General features: G+C 58.0%; 21 protein-coding genes and 1 pseudogene. 7 read left to right on the top strand and 15 right to left on the bottom strand.

Annotation, left to right across the window (positions count from 1 at the left end):
* Positions 1 to 20: 20 nt before the first annotated feature.
* From IB279_RS25650 to IB279_RS25640, 3 genes are read left to right on the top strand one after another with little or no spacing between them, the layout of a single operon-like run.
* On the top strand, positions 21 to 764 hold the full coding sequence (locus IB279_RS25650) for an ABC transporter permease (RefSeq protein WP_375292961.1): 744 nt from the start codon (positions 21 to 23) through the stop codon (positions 762 to 764).
* A 36-nt stretch (positions 765 to 800) separates the two neighbouring features.
* Positions 801 to 1,856: an ABC transporter ATP-binding protein gene (locus IB279_RS25645; RefSeq protein WP_113188180.1), complete on the top strand. Its 1,056-nt coding sequence runs from the start codon at positions 801 to 803 to the stop codon at positions 1,854 to 1,856.
* On the top strand, positions 1,853 to 2,680 hold the full coding sequence (locus IB279_RS25640; protein ID WP_113188181.1) for a glycerophosphodiester phosphodiesterase family protein: 828 nt from the start codon (positions 1,853 to 1,855) through the stop codon (positions 2,678 to 2,680). The genes IB279_RS25645 and IB279_RS25640 overlap by 4 nt, the downstream gene beginning before the upstream one ends.
* On the opposite strand, the gene IB279_RS25635 is transcribed toward IB279_RS25640, so the two are convergent.
* The 4 genes from IB279_RS25635 to IB279_RS25620 form a co-directional block, all read right to left on the bottom strand.
* The gene (locus IB279_RS25635) at positions 2,661 to 3,458 is read right to left on the bottom strand and encodes an inositol monophosphatase (RefSeq protein WP_210338707.1); all 798 of its coding nucleotides are present in this window, start codon (positions 3,456 to 3,458) and stop codon (positions 2,661 to 2,663) included. The genes IB279_RS25640 and IB279_RS25635 overlap by 20 nt on opposite strands.
* A 204-nt stretch (positions 3,459 to 3,662) precedes the next feature.
* The gene (locus tag IB279_RS25630) at positions 3,663 to 4,229 is read right to left on the bottom strand and encodes a DUF4865 family protein (protein WP_113188182.1); all 567 of its coding nucleotides are present in this window, start codon (positions 4,227 to 4,229) and stop codon (positions 3,663 to 3,665) included.
* Entirely contained in the window at positions 4,229 to 4,660 is a 432-nt protein-coding gene (locus IB279_RS25625; protein WP_113188183.1) for a cupin domain-containing protein, read from the bottom strand. Before IB279_RS25625 ends, IB279_RS25630 begins: the two co-directional genes overlap by 1 nt.
* Positions 4,657 to 5,055 (bottom strand): tautomerase family protein, encoded by a 399-nt coding sequence (locus tag IB279_RS25620; RefSeq protein WP_192339959.1) that lies wholly within the window; start codon positions 5,053 to 5,055, stop codon positions 4,657 to 4,659. Before IB279_RS25620 ends, IB279_RS25625 begins: the two co-directional genes overlap by 4 nt.
* Before the next feature lie 105 nt (positions 5,056 to 5,160).
* On the opposite strand from IB279_RS25620, the gene IB279_RS25615 reads away from it, so the two are divergent.
* Positions 5,161 to 6,081, top strand: a complete 921-nt coding sequence (locus tag IB279_RS25615) for a LysR family transcriptional regulator (protein ID WP_113188185.1) — start codon at positions 5,161 to 5,163, stop codon at positions 6,079 to 6,081.
* A gap of 228 nt (positions 6,082 to 6,309) precedes the next feature.
* Here IB279_RS25615 and IB279_RS25610 read toward each other — a convergent pair.
* From IB279_RS25610 to IB279_RS25600, 3 genes and pseudogenes are all read right to left on the bottom strand, one after another.
* Positions 6,310 to 6,636, bottom strand: a pseudogene (locus IB279_RS25610) (aldo/keto reductase); the annotation flags it as partial.
* A 15-nt stretch (positions 6,637 to 6,651) separates the two neighbouring features.
* A complete protein-coding gene (locus tag IB279_RS25605; protein WP_113188186.1) occupies positions 6,652 to 7,677 on the bottom strand; it encodes an LLM class oxidoreductase in 1,026 nt (341 codons plus the stop codon).
* Between the two features lie 64 nt (positions 7,678 to 7,741).
* Positions 7,742 to 8,923, bottom strand: a complete 1,182-nt coding sequence (locus IB279_RS25600) for an MFS transporter (protein WP_192339957.1) — start codon at positions 8,921 to 8,923, stop codon at positions 7,742 to 7,744.
* 158 nt (positions 8,924 to 9,081) lie between these two features.
* Here IB279_RS25600 and IB279_RS25595 point away from each other — a divergent pair, with 158 nt between their 5' ends.
* On the top strand, positions 9,082 to 10,005 hold the full coding sequence (locus tag IB279_RS25595) for a LysR substrate-binding domain-containing protein (RefSeq protein ID WP_113504512.1): 924 nt from the start codon (positions 9,082 to 9,084) through the stop codon (positions 10,003 to 10,005).
* 499 nt (positions 10,006 to 10,504) lie between these two features.
* Entirely contained in the window at positions 10,505 to 11,062 is a 558-nt protein-coding gene (locus IB279_RS25590; protein WP_113188189.1) for an NAD(P)H-dependent oxidoreductase, read from the top strand.
* 288 nt (positions 11,063 to 11,350) lie between these two features.
* Here IB279_RS25590 and IB279_RS25585 read toward each other — a convergent pair whose 3' ends face one another.
* The 4 genes from IB279_RS25585 to IB279_RS25570 all read right to left on the bottom strand — a co-directional run bounded on the left by IB279_RS25585 (position 11,351) and on the right by IB279_RS25570 (position 16,959).
* The gene (locus IB279_RS25585; protein WP_113188190.1) at positions 11,351 to 13,186 is read right to left on the bottom strand and encodes a methyl-accepting chemotaxis protein; all 1,836 of its coding nucleotides are present in this window, start codon (positions 13,184 to 13,186) and stop codon (positions 11,351 to 11,353) included.
* Between the two features lie 581 nt (positions 13,187 to 13,767).
* Complete coding sequence (locus IB279_RS25580) at positions 13,768 to 15,081, bottom strand: ATP-binding protein (RefSeq protein ID WP_246802111.1); 1,314 nt, start codon at positions 15,079 to 15,081, stop codon at positions 13,768 to 13,770.
* 79 nt (positions 15,082 to 15,160) lie between these two features.
* Positions 15,161 to 15,877 carry a response regulator gene (locus IB279_RS25575; protein WP_375292960.1) on the bottom strand — a complete coding sequence of 239 codons (717 nt, stop codon included), beginning with the start codon at positions 15,875 to 15,877 and terminating at the stop codon, positions 15,161 to 15,163.
* Positions 15,878 to 16,314: 437 nt separating this feature from the next.
* Positions 16,315 to 16,959 carry a DUF2306 domain-containing protein gene (locus IB279_RS25570; RefSeq protein ID WP_192339955.1) on the bottom strand — a complete coding sequence of 215 codons (645 nt, stop codon included), beginning with the start codon at positions 16,957 to 16,959 and terminating at the stop codon, positions 16,315 to 16,317.
* A gap of 277 nt (positions 16,960 to 17,236) precedes the next feature.
* On the opposite strand from IB279_RS25570, the gene IB279_RS25565 reads away from it, so the two are divergent.
* Complete coding sequence (locus IB279_RS25565; protein ID WP_113188194.1) at positions 17,237 to 18,136, top strand: LysR family transcriptional regulator; 900 nt, start codon at positions 17,237 to 17,239, stop codon at positions 18,134 to 18,136.
* Between the two features lie 194 nt (positions 18,137 to 18,330).
* Here IB279_RS25565 and IB279_RS25560 read toward each other — a convergent pair whose 3' ends face one another.
* The 4 genes from IB279_RS25560 to IB279_RS25545 form a co-directional block, all read right to left on the bottom strand.
* Positions 18,331 to 18,858, bottom strand: coding sequence for a hypothetical protein (locus IB279_RS25560; RefSeq protein ID WP_113188195.1), 528 nt, complete (start codon positions 18,856 to 18,858; stop codon positions 18,331 to 18,333).
* Positions 18,859 to 18,892: 34 nt separating this feature from the next.
* A complete protein-coding gene (locus IB279_RS25555) occupies positions 18,893 to 19,405 on the bottom strand; it encodes a hypothetical protein (RefSeq protein WP_113188196.1) in 513 nt (170 codons plus the stop codon).
* Positions 19,406 to 19,525: 120 nt separating this feature from the next.
* Complete coding sequence (locus IB279_RS25550) at positions 19,526 to 19,930, bottom strand: SyrB-like regulator (protein ID WP_113188197.1); 405 nt, start codon at positions 19,928 to 19,930, stop codon at positions 19,526 to 19,528.
* A gap of 784 nt (positions 19,931 to 20,714) precedes the next feature.
* Positions 20,715 to 21,208, bottom strand: a 494-nt coding sequence (locus IB279_RS25545; RefSeq protein WP_192339953.1) for an NAD(P)(+) transhydrogenase (Re/Si-specific) subunit beta, incomplete at its 5' end; no start/stop codon positions are given.

The following is a 21,208-nucleotide window of genomic DNA, read 5'->3' as shown; positions in this document are numbered from 1 at the left end:
TCCTTGTCGCCTATGTGGTAATGCCGATCGCCACCGTCTTCCTCTGGGCCTTCGCCGAGCAATGGTATTATCCGGCACTGCTGCCGACGGGATGGGGTCTACGGTACTGGCATACGACACTTGCGCGCGCGGACGTGCTTTCGGCGCTGCGTTTGTCGCTAGCACTTTCGGTCACAGTTACGCTGCTCTCGGCGGTGATCTGCCTGCCGGCCGCCTACGCCTTCGCCCGAATGGAGTTCGTCGGGCGACGCACGTTCATGATGTCGTTCCTGGCCATCAACGCGTTCCCGCGCTTCGGCCTGATCGTCATGATCGCCACTCTGTTCCTGAGCCTGCGGCTGGTCGGCACCTTCTGGGGTATTGTACTGGTTCAGCTTCTCAACACCATGCTGATCATGATCTGGCTTCCTTCGGCCGCCTTCCGCGGCGTCGACCGACGGCTGGAGGAAGCGGCACGGGATGTCGGCGCTGGACCGATCAGGACCTTCATTCGCATCACCATTCCGCAGGCGGCACCCGCCATCGGCGCAGCCATGCTGCTGACTTTCGTGTCCACCTTCTACGAGACTGAGGGCGCATGGCTCGTCGGCGCACCTAAGCTGCGCACCATGCCGATGGTCATGCTGCAGATGATCACAGGCCAGATCGTGGTCCAATACGGCGCGGTGCTATCTGTGCTTCTATGGGTGCCCTCATTTATCGCTCTGCTCTTTGCGCGCCGGGTCCTTGCGTCCAATCAGTTCGCCAAGGGGTTCGGAGCATGAGCAAGTTGAAGTCCTCGCATTCGGGATTGCGTTGATATGGCAAAATTGGAATTGAAGGGAATCGACAAGCGTTTCGGCGACATGACGGCGCTGAGCGACATTTCCCTCGACATAGCGTCGGGCGAACTCGTCTGCCTGCTCGGCCCATCCGGCTCCGGAAAATCGACGCTGCTTCGCATCATGGGCGGGTTCGAGAAACCGACGGCAGGGCAAGTGCTCATAGATGGCGTCGATGTCACCGCAGCAGCGCCGGAACACCGACCGACAGCCATGGTCTTCCAGAGCCATGCGCTGTGGTCGCACATGAATGTCTACGACAATATCGCCTTTGGCCTGAAACTGAGAAAACTCAGCCGCGGCGAAGTCGACCGCAAGGTCGAAGCGGCTCTTGAACTCGTTGGCCTTGCCGGTTTCGGCAAACGCAGCCCCTTGCGTCTGTCGGGTGGCCAGCAGCAACGCGTGGCGATCGCCCGCTGCATCGTGCTCGAGCCGAAGATCTTGTTGATGGACGAACCCTTCGCCAGTCTCGATCAGCATCTTCGCGAACGGTTGCGCGAAGAAGTTCGAAACATCCAGCGGGAACTCGGCATCACCACCGTTTTCGTCACGCACGGACAGGACGAAGCACTTGCCATTGCCGACCGCATCGTCGTCATGTCAGTCGGCAAGATCAATCAGGTGGGTGGCCCCGCTGAGATCTACGCACGACCCCATGACAAGTTCGTGGCCGGTTTTATCGGCGCGATGAACATGATCGAAGGCACAGTCAGCAACGGGGCGATCAACGCCGCCGGCATGAACCTCGGAGTCGCCCTGCCCGACGGCGCCGCGACACTCGCAGTGAGGCCCGAGAAGCTGCAAATTCACTTCGACGACGCCCTGACCAGAGCCTCGGCAAAGATCACTCGCATCGTCCACTTCGGCGCCTACCGAACGGTCGAGGCGACGACCGATGGGCAGAACCGCTTGAAGGTCCACATGGACACCGATACGCCGCTCGAGCTCGGCCAGCAAGTGTTCCTTGGCGCGGGGCACTATTGCGTCTTCAAGGATGGACATGAAACCGTGCGTTCCTCCAGTCCCTTGCAATGACCCGGCAGCCTGTATTCAAGTGGCATCGGCTGCGCCGTCGCCGTTCCGATGTCGCCTTTGATCGCGAAAACGCAATTTCCGGAGCGCGCCTTGGCGCCTCCATGGAAGTCGATCTTCGCGCTCTTGCCGATGGCGACTTCCTCTGCCTGCATGACGCCACGCTCGACCGGGAAACTGAAGGCACTGGCCCTGTCGCTGAAGCGACGGCAGCAGTGGCCAGGGGATTCTTGATGCGCAAAGACGACGGCAACCTCACCGCCCGGGGGCCGATGCTCCTAGGCGAGCTGGCGGCGGAAATGCGCACCGCATCGTCGGGCTCCGGTGCGCTCATGCAACTCGATTTCAAGGACGATGTTGGCGCGCTATCGCAGTTACACTTCGAGCGCTTTCGCGCCTGCCTTGCCGATTGCGCCCATCGCTTCGTCCTGACTGGCGGTGATGCGGCCGGATTACGATTGCTCGCCGATGGCCTGCCGACATTGCAGATCGGCTATGACCCCTGTACCGACGAGACCTTGCCGACCCTGCGACGCTCGAAAGCCTTCGCGAGCTTCGCCCACGAGGCGATCGCTGCAGCTCCGCATGCTGCTTACGTTTATCTGGAATATCCGATCGTGCTTGCCGGACTGGAGGCGGGCGTGAACCTTGTAGCGATTTTTCAAGCCGCCGGCATGAAAGTCGACGCATACACACTCAACAGCGATCATCCCGACTTCAAGGCCACGTTGCAACGGCTGGCTGAGGCGGGTACGGATCAGATTACGACGGACGAGCCGGAAGTCCTGGAGCGCCTGCTGGCTACCTTCATCCGGCAAACAGGTTGACCAGCCACGGATGGAGCGACGGGACGCTGGCAAGAACCGCGCCATTCCCATTCTGCTCGACGCCCTGAAAATCGGTGACGACGCCGCCGCATTCCCGGACCATCAGGGCAGAGGCGAGATAGTCAAGGACATCAAGGCTGTCTTCGAAGCAGGCATGGTGGCGACCGGCGGCGACATAAGCAACGGCGAGCGCTGCCGATCCAAGCCTGCGGGTAACGGCTGCCGTTTCTATCGTTTTGGAAAGCGCCCCCTGATAGCGCTCAACGGTAACGCTTCGCACCTGGCCGGGAATGGGAAGTCCAACACCGATCACCGACCGTTCCGGATCTACCGCGCCAAGCGGCGGCAATCGTTTGCCGTTGAGGTAGGCACCCTTTCCCTTCTCGGCCACGAACATCTCGTCGCGCACGGGGTCGTAGACGACACCTGATACGATGCCGCCGTCCTCCATGTAGGAAATAACTTGCGCGAAGAATGGTATCCGGAAGGCGAAGTTGGAAGTGCCGTCGATCGGATCGATCACGAAGCATGCAGTCCCCGTTCCCTTTCGTTCGCTCGTGCCCTCTTCTCCAGATATCGCCGCCCCCGAGAACTGCGTGGCGAGCACGGCTGCGATCGCCCGTTCGGTCTCGATATCGGCCGCGAGTTGATAGTCGCGCGGCGCCTTTTCGATCATTTCCAGCGGCTCGTCGGCCGAGAAATAGCGCATCGCCACCTTGCCGCCAGCAATCGCCGCTTCGATCATGACTGAGGTGGTATCAGAAGGTACAAATTGCATGGATCTCAGCCTTTTCGCCAACTGGTCATAATAGGTCAATACCAGCATTCAGGCGACCCGCAAAGACCCATTCACCAGTCCGCACGACCCGAATTTCGGCATGGCGATGTTGGATTCGCGTCCGCGAAGCCATCCTGCCTTGGCACCGAAAGCGCCCGGCAAATCACATGAGCCTCGCGCCCAAGCTCGTTCAAGGGCACGGCTTCATTGCGATTTAGGGAGTGACAAGTGCCCGACGGCGTACGTCTGAACCGATCTGCTTACGGGCTGTGGCACCGCATCCCAGAGACTAAACTGCACTGCTGTCCATTCCGTGGGACTGAAAGCGGCTATTGCTGCTGTTGCGCCTTCATGTATCGCTGATCGCGCCTCGGTGACGGCATCGTTCCGTTGTGATGCGAAATCGGAGTGCGGAGCAATTGGTACGATTTCACGCCTCGCAAACTTTGCGGTCCTCAAGCCTGGATGCAGGTCGGCGTGCCATATCATCCATGTCCGCACGACTGGCCAACCGAAATCCCGTGTCAGCGTCGCAAAGCCGGTACTGGAAAGGAAACGATCGATCCCTTCCGACGTGTCCCAAAGATAGAATGGCGAATAGAGGTTCTCGAAACTGGCGAAACCGTCGTTTTGCTTCCGCGCCGAAAGATAGGCTTTGAATCGCAGGTGCGGGAAACCATCAAGCAGCGGCCCTTTCTCTCGAATCCGTCGGTCGATGATCGTCATGTCGTAGTCGGCCGGCAGTACGAAACTGTATTGCATTGCGATCATTACACCAGGTCTCCTCGTGCGACTGGTCCCAGCCAGTGAACAGCAGTTCCGTCTTTCACCAGTTGAACGCTGAGGTAACTGAACGGACTGGATGGCGCAGCACCGTGCCAATGGCGTTCGTCTGGTGCAAACCAGATGCTGTCCCCGGCGCGAACTTCGACCGGATCGTCCCCCTCACGTTGGACGATGCCAACACCATCCAACACGAAAAGAAGCTGCCCGCGCGGATGGCTGTGCCAATGCGTGACGACACCTGGTGGAATGAAGGTGCGCATTGCCGTCATCTCGCCTTCGGTTCGGCTCGACAAGAGCATCTGGACAAGAAAAGAGCCGCTGGAGACCCCCTCCGGGACCACGGAAATGCCGGCACCGGCGAGCCGGAGAGACATCGCCGGCGGGCAGGCAGTTTGCATCTCGAAGGGATTGTTCATTGGCCGGCTTCCATCGTCGTATGCGCCGGAATGCCAGCGGCAAACGACCAGTCCTCAACCGTCGAGTTTACAATCGCTACCATTACGTCCTCCGGCCTCACACCGGGAGCTTCAGCAAGATTCGCGACCAGCTGGCGATAGAAGCGTGCTTTGGTTTCCTGAGACCGCGTCTTTCCGGTTGTGATGTGGAAGAAGATGTAATCGTCCGATCGAGGGCCACCGCGATAACTGCGATCGAAGATCAACTCGCCCGGTTGATGTTGGTGGATCGCGGCGAAGCGATCCTTATCCGGCACCTCAAAGCAATCGATGAGGGCGCGGTCGAGACAGTCGGAGATCGCCGCGAGATACGCGGACGATTTGCCCGCGAGTAACGATATTCGAGTGAAGGGCATTGCTACGCTCCGTGAAAAGCATTGACGGGCGTAGTATGAGACGACATCATTATCCCAACAATCAGATCTTTATGGACTAATAGTCCTGCTTTTTCGGATGATTGAATGCGCCTGGTAAACTTCGATATCGAAGCACTTCGCAGCTTCGTCGCTGGCATTGATGCCGGTTCGTTCGCGCAGGCGGCTGACCGGCTCGGCCGATCAACTTCGGCGATTAGTGCGCGGCTCAAGAAGCTGGAGGAACAAGCGGGAACGCCGCTCGTACAGAAGTCGGGACGGGGATTGCGGCTCACTGATGCCGGCGAGGTGCTTCTATCCTATGCTCGACGGTTGCTGAATCTCAACGACGAGGCAATCAGCGCCGTTCGCGGAGTCGAGCTTGAAGGCTGGATACGTCTCGGCGTTCAGGAGGATTTCGGCGAGACCATACTGCCGCAGGTGCTGGGCCGTTTTGCGCGAGCCCACCCAAAGGTGCGGATCGAGGGGCGTATCGCGCGCAATAGCGAGTTGATTGAAAAAACCGCAGCTGGCCATCTCGACCTAGCGTTGGCGTGGGATGATGGCGTCGCGTCGACCGCCGAGACAATCGCTTCAGTGCCGCTTTGTTGGTTGGGCGCAGTGGACGGTGAGCCTGTCTGGTCCGCCAGGGGAAATGAGCCTTTGCCGCTGGCGGCACTGGAAGCTCCGTGTTTGCTGCGCAACATCGCCTGCGAACATCTGGATAGGCAGGGGATTGCTTGGCGCATCGCTTTCGTAAGCCCAAGCCTGGGCGGATTGTGGGCGGCAACTTCAGCGGGTCTCGGCATTGCACTTCGCACACCAGTCGGCCGACCACCGGCTGTGCGCATGCTCGATCCTGTTTCCAACGGTTTACCCACGCCGCCATCGCTTGGCCTCAGACTTCACGATGCCAGTGGGGGGGCAAACCCAATTGGCGTGCATCTGGCTACAATCATCCGACAGGCGCTGCACGAAACTTTGCCGGCGGAGTGGATGCCGAGCGTAAGCCTCGACGCCGCCGGTTAGACGATGTCGCGCGCCCGCGAGCCTTTGGGGCTACCCATGCGGATCAAGCGCCGGCGACCTATGATGGAGTTCATCGCCTCTTCCGTGCGGAAGCGAAAGCCGGCATCCCGATCGCCGACGCTTGCAAGGGGGAAGTGAAAGGTGCCGTTCCCCTCGATATCAGGCCGCTCGATCCCAGATCGGCGAGAGGCCTTCTGGCGAAACGATCCTGCCATCGGAAACCGCCATTTCGTTCGGCCAGTGGAGCAGCAGGAGGTCGACATAGTCGGTCTTCAGCTTCTTCAGGCTTTCATCGACGGACCGGACGAAGGCGTCGCGTTCGTAATTCTCAACCCATACCTTGGCTGTGAGGAAGATATCGCGACGTGCGACGCCCGAGGCCGCGATAGCATCGCCAACCTCTGCCTCATTGCCATAAATCTGTGCGGTATCGAGGTGACGGAATCCGGCCTTCAACGCGTGCGGAACGATTTTCAGCACCTCAATACCCGACATACGAAAAGTACCGAAGCCAAGGGCCGGAATGGTTGCACCATTCGCAGTTACAGCATGCATCTGGTTTTCCCTCGATTATTGAAGAGCAGCCTCGGCCATGGGGAAACGGGCCTTGAGGGCGGGCAGGACATCGCGCGCCAACTCGTCGATGATCTCTGTGAGAGGTCGGCGTGACGGGCGCAACAAGAGGGCCAGATGGTTGACGCCGGTATCCTCAAGCGCATGCAAGTGATCTATGAAGCGCTTGCGGCCGATACGGGCACCAAAACGTCGCGGGGTAGCCTGTTCATCCGGGTTATCGGCAAGATCGAGATGGAAGGCGCTGATGAAGGCCCCGGCAGACAGACCGAGAGCTTTTCTCGCGACAAACCAGTCACGGGACTGCATAGCCATGCGTTCGATGCCGCCGGGATAGACAAATCGGCCCTGCATGTTTGCGGCGATCCATTCTGGCGTTTGACGGCCCTGGCCGGCAATGACCATAGGGATTTGTGATTGCACGGGCTTGGGGAGTAGATCGAGGCTAGGCTCGATCCGCCCATCCCCGAGAGGCAATCCGTCGGCTTTCCATGCATCCCGAATATAGGAGACAGCCTCCCTAAACGCTTCGCCACGTTGCTCGAAATCTAGACCGAGCAGTGGGTATTCCACTGGTCGGTCGCCGGAGGCGACACCAAGGATCAGCCGGCCGCCGGACAATTTGTCGACCGATGCGGCCGCCTTGGCAACCATCATCGGGTGACGCAGCGGCAAGACAATTGCCGCTGTTCCAAGCGCGACGTTTTCAGTGATACCTGCAAGAAAACCGAGATTGACAAACGGATCATAGACCGACCCGGCATCGCCGAAGTTGTTGGGGTCGAAAACCGGCACATCGCGCGTCCACACCGCAGCAAAACCTGAGCGGTCAACTTGACGAACAAGGTCGGGGTACTCGGTGAGATCAGGAACACCGAAGGGACGGCCTTCTGCCACCCTTTGTGCCTCGCGCTCGGCCGACCAGTCATTGTCGAGTGGCAATTCGATGCCAAGCGTCAGGCCACCTTCTGGTCTGCAAATGAGATCAAGCGCGCCGGCTTTGGGTATGGATACCAGGGACATGGGGGTCTCCGAAGTCAGGGCTGGACGAATAGGTCCGGCGCGTGGCGCGCCGGACCTGCGGGAATTATGCCGCAGTGAGCGGGGAGACTGCGCGACGATCAAGTGCGCCACTCAGAAGTGTCAATAGCAGCGCGCCCACCACCAGAACGGAACCGACGACCGGCGTCATGCCAAGGCCGAGCGACGAGGCGACGATGACGCCGCCGAGCCAGGCGCCGATGGCAATGCCGAGGTTGAATGCGGCGATGTTGAGGGCCGAAGCGACGTCGACGGCTCCGGGACGATGCTGCTTGGCAAGCTGGACCACATAGAGTTGCAGGCCGGGCACGGTGGCGAAGGACAAGAAGCCAAGGCTTGCCAGTGTCACGAGCGTCAGAACTTGAGAAGTGGCAGTGAAGGCGAAGAACAGGAGAACAACGGCTTGCGCGAGGAACAGGCCGACCAGTGCCTTCACCGGATCGCGGTTGGCGATCTTGCCGCCGGCAATGTTGCCGATGGCGATGGCGATGCCATAGAGCACCAAGATCAGGCTGACGGCGCCCTCAGAGAAACCGGTAATGTCCTGCAGGATCGGCGCCAGGAAGGTGAAGGCGACGAAGGTGCCGCCGTAGCCGAATGCGGTCATGGCGAAGACGATCAGCAGACGGCCCGACCCGAGAACGCGCACCTGGTCCATCAGTTTGGCCGGCAGTGCCTTGGTCAGCGTGTTCGGAAGCAACACGGCAATCGCGGCGAGTGCGATCACGCCGAGGCCGGTCACGGCCCAGAAGGTGGCACGCCAGCCAAAGGTCTGGCCGATCCAGGTACCGAGCGGAACACCGGTGACGATCGCAACGGTCAGGCCCATGAACATCATGGCGATGGCAGATGCGCGGCGGTCCTCGGGCACGAGATCGGCGGCAATGGTCGAGCCAACCGAGAAGAAGACGCCGTGGGCGAAGGCGGAGATGACGCGGGCAATCAGCAGAGGCTCATAACTCGGCGACAATGCTGCGGCAGCATTGCCGACGATGAACAGCGCCATCAGGCTGACCAGCAGCGGCTTGCGCTCGATCCGGCCGGTGAGCGCGGTCAACACCGGAGCGCCGAACGTAACGCCGAGCGCATAGACGCTGACAATGAGACCGGCGAGCGGCAGGGTGATGTGGAGATCGTTGGCAACCGTCGGCAGGAGCCCGACGATGACGAATTCGGTGGTTCCGATCGCATAGGCCGCGATCGTTAAGGCAAAGAGTGCAATGGGCATGATAGTTCCTTCCCCCTCACCTACGAGCAGGGGTTGCTAAGACAGCGGGGGCTGTCGGTTGAGCGGTTGTTGACTGCAATATGGCGAAGGAGGACTTGAGTGATAATGCCAAGCATTGGATAAATACCTGTGAACCACATTCATAGGTAGTCAGGCTCATGGATAATCGCACAGGTGAAATGGAAGTCTTTGTCACGGCTGCCGAACTACAGAGCTTTTCCGCCGCCGGCCGCCGGTTGAAGCTGTCACCGTCAGCCGTCAGCAAGCTCGTGACCCGAATTGAAGATCGGCTGGGCACGCGCCTGTTGGTGCGCTCCACCCGAACGATGACGCTAACACCGGAAGGTGAAATCTATCTCGGTCGCGCTCGGCGCATACTGGCCGAAATAACCGAAACCGAACAGATTGTGTCAGGTGGGGGAAGGACGCTGCCACGCGGACTACTTCGCGTAAACGCGTCCGTCGGATTTGGCGAGCGCTACCTCCTCCCATTGATACCGTCGTTTCTTGAACTTTATCCCGAAGTTCAGCTCGACGTCTCGTTGAGCGATGGCATTATCGGGCTGATCGAAGAGCGAACTGACATAGCCGTCCGATCCGGAGCGTTGGACGATTCATCGCTTAAAGCACGAAAGCTCCTGGAGAGCCGGCGTGTCATCGTTGCGGCCCCAAGCTATCTCGATTCGAAGGGCATACCGAAAACGCCTCAAGATCTTGGCAATCACAATTGCTTCAGTTTCAACTTTCGCCGCAACCTGAACGAATGGCCTTTCCGCGAGCCCGGGGCAACAGAAGTCTATCGCCTACCCGTATCGGGCAATACCGCGGCTAACAGCGGGATGATAATCCGAAGGCTTTGCCTTTCCGGTACGGGTCTGGCGCGTATCGGCCAATTTCACGTTCAGCCGGATATCGATGCGGGGAGATTGGTTCCGGTGCTGGAAGAGTATAATCCAGGGGACATAGAGTCGATCCATGCCGTCTTTGCCGGACATGAGCATCTTGCAGCTCGCATTCGGGCTTTCATTGACTATTTGGTGCAGCACCTTGGAAAAAATGACGCGCGGGAACCAATCTCCTGAGGTCGCAATATTCTGCCGAAATCTCGCTCGCCTCACCTGACAGCCTAAGAATGCAGCGTGCGGCGCCGCATCAACAAGTTTCGCGCGCACGTTTTCCTGTAGCATTCCGAGTGTGCTCCGTCGGTTGAAGGGAATGCAACGAAAGCAACCAGCTGGATTGCATCCGCTATCAACACTCGGTGCACAAGACTTGAGGCGTGAAGGAACTGATGCTGGAAACGAATGATCGTTTCTATGCGCCGGCGACGGTCTCAAAAGCCTGTGAACCCAATTCAAAACAGTTGAGTCTTCGAGCCGTATTATCGGCGGGAATCCAGTTGTGTAAGTCTCAGACCATGAGATCGCTTGAGCCTCTCCAAATCCCGCTCCACTCCTGTCCCGGAGCTATCTCGCCGAGGCCGAAAAGGAACTGAGGCGGCTTTGGGCCTCGACCGCGGGTCACGACATACAAGCTGAGCTAACAATCTGATTAGGCCCGGCCGACAAGGAGAACGCAACGATGAGTAATCCAAAGCTAGTCGGGTTCGTGGGCTCATATAATCGCCCCTCTTCGACCCGCGCGCTCGTCGAAGAGATTTCGCAGCGGGCAGCCACGAAGTACTCGGTAGACGCCCAAGTCTATGATCTAGGGGATTTAGGGCCATCCCTCGGATCGGCGCTGAGCCGACAAGCTCTGGCTCCCGCCGCTGAACTAGTCCTTTCGGCGATGCTTGCAGCAGACGTTCTCATCATCGGCACGCCGACATACAAAGGCAGCTATCCCGGGCTGTTCAAACATCTGATCGACCTAATCGAACCTGAAGGGTTTTATGGAAAGCCTGTAATCCTTTGTGCGACTGGCGGGGGGGATCGGCACAGCCTTGTAGTGGAGCACCAGCTCCGTCCACTCTTTGGCTTCTTGCGAGCAAGAACGTTGCCCACGGCGATTTATGCATCGGCCCACACCTCCGCGAAAGGTTTTACGGAGGATTTCGCTTTAGACAGACGTATTACCGATGCCGTAAATGAGCTCGCAATGGTCTTTCCCCCGCGCACCCTGGAAACCGCCGGAACATAGCTGGCCGGGCGCCCAATCGCGCGGTGTCGACAGTTCTTGGCATGCCCCGCCGCAACAGGAAGCGCGATGCGTACCACTCTGGCACCACACCGCCGAGATGCGCGCCAAATCGTGAGTGAGGACGCGCAACAAGACGAATACTTGCCTGCCGTGCCAGCAAAACGACCCGCAGTGCTTTCACGGCGGGTCGTTGATCTGACGCTTATGAGTGCGAGAGGAGGATTTCAGATACCCCACATCAATCGTCGGCTGCCGTCTATTTGAGCCGGTTGGGTTGACATGACTGGTCTATGCAGCCCGTTGTTCGCGCCGTGGCAAACCGTGCTGAGGACCCTTTGCGGCTGAAGTGAGCGCGAACTGAGATATGAGTTCGCGCAGTTGGTTGGACTCTTGCGCCAGCGTCGCACTTGCAGCATTCATTTCCTCCACCATCGCCGCGTTCTGCTGGGTGACCTGGTCCATTTGGTTGACGGCGGTATTCACTTCTGCAAGCCCAACGGATTGTTCGCGCGCCGACAGAGCAATTGCGACCATATGTTGATTTATTGTTCCGACATAGTCTCCGATGACCTTCAGGGCAGTGCCCGTCTCTCGAACGAGTTTCACACCACTTTCAACCTCTAGGGTGGAGTTCCGGATCAGGTCCTTAATCTCTTTGGCAGCCGAAGCCGAGCGCTGAGCTAGTTCTCGGACCTCTTGCGCAACCACTGCAAATCCCTTGCCTGCTTCCCCTGCACGGGCCGCTTCGACGCCGGCATTCAAGGCGAGTAGATTTGTTTGAAATGCGATCTCATCGATCACAGAAATGATATTGGAGATCTGGCCTGACGATTGCTCTATGCGTTCCATCGCATTGACTGCATTGGCCACAACCATTCCGGATTGCATTGCGCTAGCATTGGCCTGACCAGCGATCACCCGCGCTTCTTCGGCTCGCTGCGACGAGTTCGAGACGTTCGTCGTGATCTGGTCGAGCGCCGCCGCGGTCTCTTCCAGTGAAGCTGCCTGATGTTCTGTTCGTTTTGACAGGTCGTCGGAACTCTGACTGATTTCCTGGGATCCGCTGTCTATGGATGCAGCAGAAGTGGCGACAGACTGAAGTGTCTGCGCAAGCTGAAAAACGGAAGCGTTGAAATTCTGGCGCAAAGTTTCGAACTCTGGCGCGAAGGCGTGGCTTAGTTGGAACGAGAGGTCACCCTCCGCCAGTTTTGATAGACCAGCAGCAAGGCCGTCCGTCGCGGCTCGCATTTCCTCGGCCTTTACACGAGCCGACTCCGCGTTTCGGGCCCGCTCGCTCTCAGTCATGTTCCGTTCGCGGGCAGCTTCTGCCTCAAGTTGAATATTTGCCAATGCATTCGATTTGAAGACCGCGACTGCAGCCGCCATATCGCCAATTTCGTCCGCCCTTCCCTCGTACGGGATCGGTGTCGATGTGTTACCCATTGCGAGCTGCTTCATCGAGAGAGTGATCGCTTCTATCGGCATCGCTATCCCCGACAAGCCGAAATATATTCCTCCAGCAATAACGGCCAGACCCACTACAACTGCTACGAGCGCAAAAGTCATGGTTGTTTGGAAGACCTGCCTGCTCGTCTCATAGGCAGCTTGAGATCCTTCGGTCTTGATCTTTACTATCTGATCGATTGCGTTCGTCAAATCAGATGCGGCCGGCCGAACCTTTGTTTGTTGATAGATCTTCGCGTCGTTCAACTTCTCATCACTCGACAACACCAGCATGGGACCTGCAAGTTCCTTAAGGGCGGCAAATTTGTCACGAATGTCTTTCGTCAGCTCTTGCTCCGCGCCATCACGACTCAAGATCTCGTGCTTGGCCAACTCTTCTAGAAAGTGCTTTGAATCCCTGTCGAGGGTTACCTCGACCTCTCGGCGGCTGGCATCGTCGAGAGCCATGATGTGGTTAAGATAGTCGCGACGCATCGCTGACAAGGCTATGTTCATTTCCTTAGCCGCTGAGACCCCGGGCAACCATTCCGTCGCTACTTCCGCGACGTTATTGTTCAATGTGTTCATGCTGTAGACTGCGAAGCCGGCAAAGGCGACGAATACGCAGCCAACAAGCATCAGCAACGACGTTAGTGCAGACTTGATCTTCGGCCGTGACATAGTGAGCTCCTGGACGACAATGCAAAAGGCAAAACGACCGCGACCTCATGTCAGCATCGCCAGCAGGGTGCTCCGACAGCATCTCGGATCCGATGAGGATATATGATATACATACACTTAAGGAATGTATAATGCATCGCGAAATACTGAGATTTCACAATAAGATAACTCTTAGTTGCTGCCGAATAACTTCACGACCGTTGCGTTGCGCAGACATTTTCACTGACTGACCGTTCTAGACCAGAGGACATCCCCCCGGAGATTCTCGGTCGACAAGACGAGATACTCGCATCATGGAGAAACGCGCAGTCACGTCGTGCATTGCGCTGCTGCAAGTCCGCAAAAAATCCCATGCCCCATCAAGAAACACTGGTCGCTCGGCCCTTCGCCTTCGGGCTAGATAGTCGAACGCACGCCCAGTCGATGCACGACAGGTGTTCAAACATCATCGTTGCCAAATGGCCGGCCGGTGGACGGGATTGATCGCCGACTTTTCGAACGTTTACGCGAGCCGCTCATCGGCGTCGATCGACCGACATCGCCCCGGATACTGACACAGGGATCGTAGTCTGTAGCAACCCTCAATGGCGCCGCGTTTGGAGCGGTATTGTCAACCTTGCAACCAATCCATTGGGTTCATTTTCGAGTAACGACAGATCGCCTTCATGTGCTTGCGCAACCTCCCAAACGATGGAAAGCCCCAGACCAAATCCAGCACCAACGCCACCGCGCGATGTATCCACCTTGTAAAAAGGCTCCAAGACCTGCTTGCGGTGCTCAACCGGGATTCCGGGCCCGTTGTCGGCAACGGCAATCACCGCCACATCACCCACTACACTAAGGCCGACCTCCACCTGAGTTCCAAACTTGGTAGCGTTTTCGCACAGATTGGTGATCGCACGTGTCACTGCAAGTGGTCTGAAGCTCGCAATCAACCGGACAGGCCCCCGATAGTGGACGTCATGGCCAATGTCGCTGAATTCGTCACAGACCGTCTTCAATACAGACACGAGATCGGTGCGCTCGCATTTTTCGCTTTGATGGTGATCCCGCAGATAGCTCAGGCTCTCCGTCAGGAGACGGTCTATCCGCTCAACATCCGCGAGTAAGGGTTCCCGAACATCGTCCTGGGGAATTCTCTCTGCACGAAGCCGCAGCCTCGTTAGCGGTGTCCGCAAATCGTGGCTGATGCCTCGAAGCATGCGCGTGCGCGCATCAGCCATCGTCGATACACGCCTTTGCATCCCGTTGAGTGCACGCGCCAACGCCACGATCTCCACGCTGCCGCGCTCTTCGAATGGGGGGGAACCAACTGAAATGTCAGTCGTCGTTGCTGCCCAGGCAATTCGACGCAGCGGTCGGGTGATCGCCCAGACCGCAAAGAAGGAAAACAGGACCATCAATGTAACCAACGCGACCAGGAAGTTCGATCCAAAGCTCAGGGCGTCGCTGCGTAGAAAGGTCTCCGACATCTGCTCCAGGACGACAATCTCTTCGTCGCTGACTTTTGCGGCAAGGACGCGTTTGCCGTCAACGAAGGTCCGCCACCCACCGAACGGAACGGCTCCATTGTCTGGAGGAAGAAACCAGTCAATTGCGCGGTGGACAAACGGTTCGGTGGGCGACGTCGTTGTGAACCGCTCAGAGAAGGAAATCGGCCGGAGAGAAAACTTCCAGTCTCCCCGGTTGGCAATCTCGAAAATGGTGCCACGCTCTGAAGGTGTCGCTGAAGCCAGCATGGAAGCGACCACGGCAACGCGATCGGACAAGGCTTCCAGATCGGGAACGTCGTAGTCCTTCCGCACCAATCGCTCGAGTGACGAACCGGCGACGATCACGATCGCCAGGCAGACGAAGATGACGGCGGTCATCTGCCCGTGAATGGTCGAGCGCAACCGGGGTAACCGAAATCCCAACGTACCTCCTCGAGATCCTCGCCCCTTCAAAAAACGGACAACGCCAATTTCAACCGCTTTATGCCTGTTCGACCTTGGCCGTAAAAACATAGCCCCCGAGCCTTACGGTCTGGATCAGAATGGGCGCCTTGGGATCTGCTTCTATCTTCTGGCGCAACCGGCTGACATGCACGTCGATGCTTCGTTCGATCGGGCCGGCCAACCCTGTATGTGTGAGGGAAAGCAGCTCCTCACGCGTGATCACCCGTCCCGGATTGCGACAAAAGCCTAGGAGCAAGTCGAATTCAGTGGTCGTCAGCGCCACGCGAGCGTAGCTTGGATCATGCAACTGCCGGCGCAACGGATCGATTTGCCAGCCGTCGAAACGCATCTTTTGCTGCATCGAGCCGTTTGCCAGACCGTATGACGCTCGTCTAAGAATACTGCGGATACGAGCGACCACTTCACGCGGGCTGAACGGCTTGGTGATGTAATCGTCTGCGCCAACCTCCAGCCCGACAATGCGATCGACCTCTTCGCCGAGCGCGGTCAAAAGTATGATAGGTGTGGTTTCTTCCGAACGGATACGCCGGCAGATACTCAATCCGTCTTCGCCAGGCAGCATCACATCCAGCACGATCAAGTCGAAGTCATTGTCGCGCAACAGCGCCTGCATCACATTTCCGGCCGCGGCAATTGTCGGTATCATGCCGCTCTCCTGGACGGTCAACGCCAGAAGATTGCTGATCTCAGCGTCATCCTCAACGATCAGGATTTTTGGGTTTGCAGGGTAGATTTGCACCGCGATTAGCCTTTTATTCCGGAATTGATGCAGGCGCTGTCTTGCAACCACCTCACGTCAAAGAGATCCTCTTGCGAGATTTTTAGCGTAGCGGTAGCTTTCCGCTGCCGCATGTCTTTGCACACCAAGCTCTCCCCGCGCGGCCATCGGCGAACCGTGCCGATGCCGGAGAATTATCGCCCCTATTGCCAAGCTCTCTGCACAACTGCGCCGGCGAGCGTTCGCCAGACCGGACCGAGGCGTGGCAGTCCGGAGGCGCGACGGAGGTGCGCCGCTTTCAATCGTTGACCGTCGACAGAACGGCGGCGAGCGAGCCCGTCAAGACCGAAGAGTTAGCGGTGAGCTTTGCTGGGCTCGTTGCGACAGTACTGCAGACCAACTATTGCCATGACACAGTAACGGCCGGGATGGCTTGCGAGGCGAAAGAAAGATCAATCTTGACGCCTGGGGTATCGACTGACGAACAGCCATTCGGCAAGCAGGGCGGAGATCAGGATCGAACTCCAAACGCTGGCGGTATAGATGTCGCTAAATGTTGACTGGGGCCAGATCGCCATCGCCATACTACCAATGCCGAGGAAGCCCCGCAAAAGCACCGCCGCGAACGTCAGAGCATAGTTGCGGATCATCCAGACGCGATGTTCCGCAAAACGACGTTCCCTGGCCATTTGATAGCCCTTCCATATCGTGAACAGCCAAGAAATCGCCAACAGAACAAAGCCAACTTGGGCCGGGATACCCGAGGTCGACATCAACGCGGACACGAAGCCCGCAATGCTGCCGATCACAATAGCGACCACGTAGACTCGCCCGAGATTTCGATGCCCTCTCGGAAAGCGATTGCGAAATCCGGCAAGAAACTGAAACGGTCCGATCAGGAGGCCTAGTGACGCCGGAACGCCGTGCACCGAAATCCAAAATAGATGAGAAAGATGTTCACGGTTGAGCGGGATTTTGCTCAAGGTCGGATCAAGTGTCATATAGGGGGGCGCAGAGTAAAGCGCGATACCCACAGCTGATGCTATAAATAAGGCCCATGCCGCCCTACGCGGCAGGTTGGATTTGATGGTGCTCATACCAATCCTTTCTGTGCTTCGACCAGTAGCCAACTCTTAGGACCGGAGGCACCAGCTTTGACCCGACTAGGGGTACAGCACGTACTGAGCAGCGCTTTCGGCTGCGCTGATGACAGCATGCAGCGCGTCGCCGATACCGTCAGTTGTGCCAAGCGCGAGCGCCGCCTTGAGGTACGCCGTAGTCGATCTCCCTGGTTCGAGAGGGGCGCTTGGAACCTAAGGCGCGCTTGCTATAAATAGAATTGCAAGAAGGTAGCTATCTGGTAGAAATAAAATTATGAGCAGATCAGTATTATGGGACGATCAGCGGATTTTTCTTGCAGTGCTCCAATCTGGCAGCCTGGCTGGTGCCGCTCGCTCGCTTGGCATATCACATCCCACAGCCCGAGCCCGGATAGCGGCGCTTGAAGGAGCCCTGGGAACCACGCTATTCACGCGCTCAGTCAATGGCTTGTCACCGACTGATCATGCACTCGAGCTGGGTGCAGCTGTGCGCACTATGGCGGCTGCCTCCGATCTGTTTATACGTCAAGCTGCTGCGCCGGCCGGTGCGCTCTCGGGGATCGTTCGGCTGAGTGCATCTGACTTCATGGCGATCGAAGTCCTACCGCCGATCCTTACTCGGCTGCGCGCATCCCATCCGGGAGTTCGGATCGAATTGGTGGCGAGCAATCGCGTGGCTGATTTGCTGGTACGCGAAGTGGATATTGCAATACGGAACACACCTCCTGTTCAAGCTGCGTTGGTTGCGCAGAAATTGCCTGCTCTTCCACTCGGGCTCTTTGCATCAAAGGGATATCTCGCCGCCCGCGGGGTGCCCAAAAACCTGGAGGACCTTGCAGACCATGATCTGATAGGACCAGATCGCAATTCGCGCGAACTTGCGCTGGCGGACGCGCTTGGGCCGACCGTAACGCGCACAAACTTTGTGCTTCGAACAGACAGCCATCCAGTGGTGGCCGCTGCCGTTCGGGCGGGGATAGGTATCGGGGTGATGCAAACTCCCGCTGCCTCGCTGGACCCAAGCCTTCGGCACGTGCTGCCCGGCTTTGTTGCAGCACAACTCAATACATGGGTCGTTACGCACGAAGATATGCGCGAGCTGCCTCGCATCCGAGCTGTTTTCGATGCGTTGGTGGCCGGAATATCAGTGTATTCGGATCAATCCAAACGATAGCCCCAATCATTTGTGCTTTCGCAGCAGCAGCAGCACATGGGACTTCTGCCTGGTTGTTTGAGCTTTGAGCGGTGGCCAACGCGCGGTATGGGCTGGCGCATTGTTGCCCACGTGACGAAGGTTGAAGGCGGTCATTCCGCTTTGAAGAGAGGGCGATGACTTGCGAAGATCATCAAAAATGCCGCCTCGTTTTATCAGAACCGCTCAAGCATTTTCCGGAGCTGCATGTTCTCTTGCTGAAGCCGACGCACCAATAGGCCCTTAAGCCGGCTGTTCTCTTCCTCCAGCGCAGCAAGCTCGTCGCGCACTGCTGGGGGAGCAGCCACAATCGGGCCGCCTACGCGACGTCTCAGGCGCGTTGACCCTTGGCGCTTCGATTTTTTCGGTGGGGTCGTCTTCGGAAGGTCCGCATCCAATGGAGGGATGAGAGCGGAACCGGACGCATGCTTCGCACCGGTACCCACTTCTACCTCGGCCGCGAGATCCGAGGATCCTGCAACGGCGTTTGTTCCGGTATCCTCGTTCGGGAAAACATCTGAGCTCGGCGCCGGAGAAAGCTCGTTCAGGCGCTCAGCCGGCCCGAACAAATGCGACGCTTCTGTCTCGATCTCCTGCGCGAGGGCCTTGAGATCCGTATCCCCCCAAATGGAGGATGGTCTGGTGGTCGTGCGCCGGCGAGCCGATCTGACTTCAACGATAAACTTTCGCTGCTGCGGTTTCATATGGATCTAACGTTGAGAGCGCGACACCAGCTTATCATGCGTCAAAGCGCTCGAGCATTTTCTTGAGTTGCGTGTTCTGTAACAGCAACTTTTCTGCCAACCGGTATCTTAGTTGCCTGATTTCCTCGTCCAGTGCAGTCATCTCATCGAAAAAGGTCATCGGCGGCGGCGGAACACCGGAGCCACCGCCTTCATATTCGACGACGTCGGTCACTGCAACTTCGCTGGTGTTGGTTTTCCTCTTGCGCGCTTTTCCTTTCGCCATCATCGGCTGGGATGGACGTGCTTGCTCCGTAAGCAGCGCCTGATCCTCGGCGCCTGACCGATCGATCATCGTGGAGGGCGTCGCACTTCCGGCGACCGCGACAACAACAGTGTTTGTGGTTGCTGTTTGGAGGTCGCCAGAACCTTCGTTCGAGGCTTCTGCTATCGGCTCGGCAACTTCGGCAGCCGGTTTATCGGCCTCGAGTTCACGCGGGCTCTCCGGCTCCTTGATCGTGCGTCCCCGAGACGCCAGCTGGACCAGATACTTCCATGGTGATTTCATAGTGCGCCGCCACCTCGAGCAATGGCACCGGCATCCATTGCTGCAGCCCCCAAAGGAACTCCAGCAAGAACGCGATGACGAGGGCCAGTCGTGGAATCAGACCGGCCCTTCACCGAGAGATCAGGCAAGACCTAACCGCTTGCGCAGATCGGCATTCTCAGTCCGCAGTTTTTCGGCCAGCGCCTTGCGGAGCCGCGCATTCTCCTCTTCGAGCTGAAGAAGATCTGCAATGCCGTCGAGGACCGGAGCTGCGGCTGACGTCTCTGTTGCCTGTTTTGCCGCACGGATTTTTCCGGCGCTCTTGGCGAGGTTCTTTGCCCTAGTCTTGGAAACGGCCTGCTCTTTCGCCGGCTTGTCTGCGCGCTTCCTGCGCCCCCTCGCCGGCTGGGCAACATCGGCTTCCGGTGTTTCCGCAATTGCTTCCGAAGCGACATTCTTCGGTCGCAGCCCCCGCCGCTTTTTGGGCGGCGCTACCTCCGCCGGCGGCACGATTTCGTCGATTTCGGTATTGTTCTCGTCTGCCATGAACGTTTTCCCTCTCTAGCCGAACATCCTTTTCCAATGGGGAGATAATAGAGTCAACATCGAGCCTGCAATGTCACATCGGGAGCTGATAGACGTCGGGAGCTCCACTCCTTGTTCATCGCTGAAAAATCGGAAAGCGCCACAGCGCTTATTGGCGATTTTTTACGCGAAATACCCTTTGGCAAGGCTCGACTACACGGCAACTCACGAACCCAGATTTATCGTAACCATTGACTGGTTAGTTACGGGCATTCGAGGGCAGCGATCCTCGCAGGCGGCATCTCTGCGTGGGCCTCAAGCTTAACCTCTATCGGCAAGGATTGGCCCTTTAACTCAGTTCGCGTTCGACCACACGCTTCGGCCAGACCAGGCGTGCTGCTGGCATGGGGAGATGTGTTTAGATGATGCTATAGGAGGTGGCGCGTTTACACCCATCATCAACACTGCGCGCAGTGGCGGCGATATCAGAGACCAAAGACGGCAGTGGTCGCCTCGGTCGTCGCTCGGGTCGGGCTCGGTGTTCCCGCTAACGACAAGATTTCAGCTCGCGATCTGAACAAGGGCGGCTGATGTCCGTATCTCTTCCGCTATTCAAAAAATACTCCTGCATTTGACCTGAGGCGAACCGCGAGCGAGCAGAAGTTCCATACTTCATCGATTGGCCCATTACTGGGGCAAGGCAGACGACATCATTTCCATAGGAGTCGACCTCTCGGCTTGATGGGAGTTGTACCTCGGCCCCATCGCGTTCGATGGGACCGAGAGCTTTCAAAAAAGGACATTTTTAGACCAAAGCGGGCAGCAGCTGGTCGATGCTCTTCTTGGCATCACCGTAGAACATCCGGGTATTGTCCTTGTAGAACAGCGGGTTCTCGATGCCGGAGTAACCGGTTCCCTGGCCACGCTTGGAGACGAACACCTGTTTGGCCTTCCAGACTTCGAGCACCGGCATGCCGGCGATCGGTGAGTTCGGATCCTCCTGGGCGGCCGGATTGACGATGTCGTTCGAGCCGATGACGATGACGACATCGGTTTCGTGGAAGTCTTCGTTGATCTCGTCCATCTCCAGCACGATGTCGTAGGGAACCTTCGCTTCGGCCAAAAGCACGTTCATGTGGCCCGGCAAACGGCCGGCGACCGGATGAATGGCGAAGCGCACGTTCTTGCCGGCCGCCCGCAGCTTGCGGGTGAGCTCGGAGACCGATTGCTGCGCCTGCGCCACCGCCATGCCGTAGCCCGGCACGATGATGACGCTGTCGGCGTCGTTGAGGGCTGCAG

Origin of the sequence: Ensifer sp. ENS06 (genome assembly GCF_014852205.1) — a bacterium.
Classification (GTDB): domain Bacteria; phylum Pseudomonadota; class Alphaproteobacteria; order Rhizobiales; family Rhizobiaceae; genus Ensifer; species Ensifer adhaerens.
This window is presented reverse-complemented; position numbering and strand designations above follow the sequence as displayed.